The sequence below is a fragment of the Clostridia bacterium genome (assembly GCA_019683875.1).
Taxonomy (GTDB): domain Bacteria; phylum Bacillota; class Sulfobacillia; order RBS10-35; family Bu92; genus Bu92.
Genome location: JADGHN010000138.1, coordinates 1 through 3,918, shown reverse-complemented (window position 1 = coordinate 3,918; position 3,918 = coordinate 1). Strand labels below are relative to the sequence as shown.

Annotated in this window: 4 protein-coding genes and 2 tRNA genes; 4 read left to right on the top strand and 2 right to left on the bottom strand. The window is 68.9% G+C overall.

Annotated elements, in window-relative coordinates; all coding sequences use genetic code 11:
• On the top strand, positions 1 to 1,593 hold a 1,593-nt coding region (locus tag IRZ18_08875; protein ID MBX5477216.1), incomplete at its 5' end, for an ATP-binding protein.
• 41 nt (positions 1,594 to 1,634) lie between these two features.
• On the opposite strand, the gene IRZ18_08870 is transcribed toward IRZ18_08875, so the two are convergent.
• Positions 1,635 to 1,817, bottom strand: a complete 183-nt coding sequence (locus tag IRZ18_08870) for a small, acid-soluble spore protein, alpha/beta type (protein ID MBX5477215.1) — start codon at positions 1,815 to 1,817, stop codon at positions 1,635 to 1,637.
• 100 nt (positions 1,818 to 1,917) lie between these two features.
• Here IRZ18_08870 and IRZ18_08865 point away from each other — a divergent pair, with 100 nt between their 5' ends.
• Positions 1,918 to 2,904, top strand: coding sequence for a sodium:calcium antiporter (locus IRZ18_08865; protein ID MBX5477214.1), 987 nt, complete (start codon positions 1,918 to 1,920; stop codon positions 2,902 to 2,904).
• Positions 2,905 to 2,911: 7 nt separating this feature from the next.
• On the opposite strand, the gene IRZ18_08860 is transcribed toward IRZ18_08865, so the two are convergent.
• Entirely contained in the window at positions 2,912 to 3,478 is a 567-nt protein-coding gene (locus IRZ18_08860) for a mismatch-specific DNA-glycosylase (GenBank protein MBX5477213.1), read from the bottom strand.
• A gap of 179 nt (positions 3,479 to 3,657) precedes the next feature.
• Here IRZ18_08860 and IRZ18_08855 point away from each other — a divergent pair.
• Positions 3,658 to 3,734 (top strand) — tRNA-Val (locus IRZ18_08855).
• Positions 3,735 to 3,773: 39 nt separating this feature from the next.
• Positions 3,774 to 3,849, top strand: a tRNA-Phe gene (locus IRZ18_08850).
• Positions 3,850 to 3,918: the final 69 nt, after the last annotated feature.

Here is a 3,918-nt window from a genome sequence, read left to right as displayed (position 1 = left end):
TTCGAGACCGCCGATCCCCGCCGCCTCATCCAGCTCAAGGAGTTCGTCCGCACCCATGAGGCGCTGCGCCGGGCGGACAACCTCTTCCTGTACGACCCGTGGCACGGCCTCTCGCGCCTGCAGCCGGACGGTCGCCTGGCGCCCTACCGCAAGGCGGTGTGGGAGACGCCCCTGGCGCGCCAGGCCGGGGTGGAGGCGCCGAGCGTCGCCCTTGGCGGCCTGCGCCAGGCGCTGCGGGAGCTGGACGGCTACCTGAGGCGGCAGCGCACGATCGTCATCCTGCAGAACCTGGCCGAGCACCGGGAGTGGGACAGCGGCTTGCAGAGCGCGCTGCGCGCGTGGGCCATCGACGAGGAGATCCTCGCGCGCGGCTCGACCATCTTCCTCCAGACGGCCGACGCCGCCTCGCTTCTCGACCCCTACACCCGCGAGCTCATCGTCGTGATCGAGGTCGACCCCTCAAGCGACGCCGAGCGCCGCTACCTGATCGCGAAGACGGCGGTCGAGCTCGAGGTCTCCATCGACGACAACCGGCTCGGCGAGCTGGCGGCCGCCACCGCCGGGCTCAACCTGCACCAGCTCGAAAGCGTGTTGCTGGAGTCGTACCACGCGACGCGAGGCTTCGACTTGACGCGCGTCAAGGACCTCAAGAGCGACCTGGTCCGGCGCTCCGGCGTGCTCGATGTCGTCGAACCGCACGCCTCCTTCCAGGACATCGGCGGATACGCGGCCGTGAAGTCGTTCGTCAAGCGGGACGTCGTGCGCGTGCTGGCGGAGGCCCACCGCGCGCGCCAGTTCGGCGTGCCGCTGCCGCGCGGCCTCCTGCTGTTCGGCCCGCCGGGCACCGGCAAGAGCCTCTTCGCGCGCGCCCTGGCGCACGAGATCCGGCTGCCCTTCATCCAACTGCGCACGGAGAACATCTACTCCAAGTGGTTCGGCGAGTCCGGCCAGAACATGCGCCAGGCGTTGCAGCTCGCCGACAAGATGTCGCCGGCGGTCGTCTTCGTGGACGAGATCGACCGCTTCGGGCGCCGTTCGGGCGGCGCGCGCGACTCGGCGGGTGAGGAGAGCCAGCGGGTCTTCTCTCAGTTCCTGGAATGGCTGGGCAAGCCGGAGCGGGAAGCCATCGTGGTCGGGACCACGAACGTCCCCGATCACCTGGACGAGGCGTTCATCCGCACAGGCCGCTTCGACTACAAGATTCCCTTCCTCTATCCCGGTCCCGAGGCGCGGCTCGCCGTGCTCTCGGTACACCTCGGACTGGAAGAGGGGTCGCGGCACCGGCGGCCGCCGCTCCTGGACGACCCCGACGCGTTCCGCCAGTTCCTTGCGGAGGAGATCGTGCCGCGCACGCGCTACTTCTCGGGAGCGGAGCTCGAGGAGCTGGTCACGAGGGCCAAACGCCGCGCCTTCGCGAGCGGTGCGAGCGGTGTCGGCCGGGAGGACTTCCGCGCGGCGCTGCAGAGCTTCCGGATCCCGTACGAGGACAGGGCGGCGTCCGTGCGGTATTATCTTGGACAGGCTAGGCGTTTCACGGACGACGAGGCCTTTTTGGAGGAGTTGCAGCGCGAGATCGACGAGGCTGCGGATTGACGGCGCACGGGCCGCGGACCGGACCCGTGCGCCGGGCGGGGTCACTGCGCCCGCGGGCCGCGAGGAGGAACGGCGCGTGCCGCCATCATGCGCTCCGCGTGGGCCACGGCCAGTTGCACCAGCCGCCCGCAGTCCCTGGACGACACGGCGCCCCAACCTTCCCGCTCGACGGTCTCGCGTACGCCGAGTTCCTCGGCCAGCCGCCGTTTCAGCTCTTCCGACATCAGCTGGGACAAGGCGTTGCACCTCCCGCCTGCGGCGTATTTTGCCCGTGGACCGCGCAACCTAGCCGCGGGAAAGGAGTTTCCGCCCAGGATGCCCGTCGTGGCTGAACTCGTCCTCTCTCTGCTCGGCATCTTCCTCGGCGCGACGCTCTTCACCAACGGCGTGGAATGGCTCGGACGCAAGATGGATCTCTCCCACGGGGCGACGGGCAGCCTGGTGGCCGCCATGGGCACGGCCCTTCCGGAAGCGATCATTCCCATCTGGGCCATCGCGTTCGGCGCGAGCCACGTGAGGGAGCAGATCGGCGTCGGCGCCATCCTCGGCGCGCCGCTTCTTCTGGCCACGCTCGCCCTCCTCATCAGCGGCCTGGCCACGTTCTACTACGCCAGCCGGCGCAAGCGCGGCGCGTTCATCGAGGTCGATCCGGGAACGTTGGAGCGGGACCTCGGCGTGTTCGTCGCGGTGTACACGCTCGCGGCCGCCGCGGGCCTCGTGCAGAACCACACGGTGCAGGTGGCCGTCGGCCTGCTGCTGGTGGCCACGTACGTCGGTTACGTCGCCTGGACGCTCCGTCATCCGTCTCCGGAGGCGGACGACGGCGACGTCGAGACCCACCGCCTCTTCTTCCAGCGCGGGCGGGAGGAGCCCGACTTCTGGGCAGTGCTCGCCCAGGTGCTGTTCGGGCTTGGCATCATCGTGTTCGCGGCGCATGTGTTCGTGGACTCGATCCAGACCGTGGCCTCCGCCTGGGGTGTTTCGGCCTTCCTCTTGTCCGTCGTCATCACGCCGATCGCCACGGAGCTTCCGGAGACGTTCAACAGCGTGATCTGGCTGGGGCAGCGGAAGGATACCCTGGCGATGAGCAACATCACGGGCGCGATGGTGTTCCAATCCTCGCTCATCCCGGCCATCGGCATCCTGTTCACGCCCTGGCGGCTGGACGCCGACCAGCTCTGGGCGGCCGGCGTGGCGATCGTGGCCGCCGGGCTCGTCTTCGTCACCTATCTCTGGCGCCGCCGGGTGCTGCCGCAGATCCTGGTCGTCAACGGGCTCCTGTACGCGCTGTACCTCGTGGTCGTGCTCTGACCGGGCTTCATCGCGGCTTCTCCCGCAGGCGTTCGATGAGCCGCGCCAGCTCCCGGTAGTGCCGGGCTTTTTCGGCGAACGGCATGCCGCTGCGCCCGCTGGGCGACGGCAGCACGAAGTCCAGGACACCCGGGACGACGGACTTCCCCTGCAGCCCGTAGTCGATGCGGGCGGTCGAAGCGATCCCCGCGAAGGCCGCGTACACGACTTTGCCCGTGTACGCGACGCACTTCGGACGGTAGTGCTCGATCAGCCGGCGCAGTCGCAGCCGGCCAGCCGAGTACTCCCAGGACGGCAGGTCGCCCGCGCTCGGCGTCGTGCGCTTGACGATGTCCGTGAGACCGGCGTCCAGGGCCAGCAGGTCGGCGTCGCGTTCGGGCGGCCATCGCTCGGGGGTGATGCCGCCCACGGCCAGGAGCTCCCAGAATCGGTTGCGCGGCGAAGCGTAGAAATGCCCGGCGCGCGCGGACGCCGTGCCCGGATTGGACCCCACGAAGACGACCGCCAGCCCGGGGCGCAGGTAGTCCGGCACGGCGTGAAGCCGAGCGCCGCCAGGCCCGGGTTCGGAGACCATGTCCGGCGTGGTCGACGAATCGAATCCCATGACGATTTCATGCTGGTCGCAATCGCGCGCGGGCGCAAGCCTTCCACGTCTCTTCGCGCGTCGCGATCGTCACTTGAGCCCGCGCCGGCATCCTCGCCAGCCGCCTTGCGTGCAGAAAATGGCGTGTGTTATGCTAAATGCCGCTTGACGGGCGAATAGCTCAGCTGGCCAGAGCACCTGCCTTACACGCAGGGGGTCACAGGTTCGAGTCCTGTTTCGCCCACCATCGGAATTGCGTCGGTGCCATGCGCATCGTGAGATTTTCGGCGCGGTAGCTCAGCTGGTAGAGCAGCGGACTGAAAATCCGCGTGTCGGCGGTTCGACTCCGCCCTGCGCCACCATATTTCAACCCCGCGGCCACAAGGTGCGCGGGGTTTTTCTTGACCTCGCGCCCGGCAGGCCATGAGGGC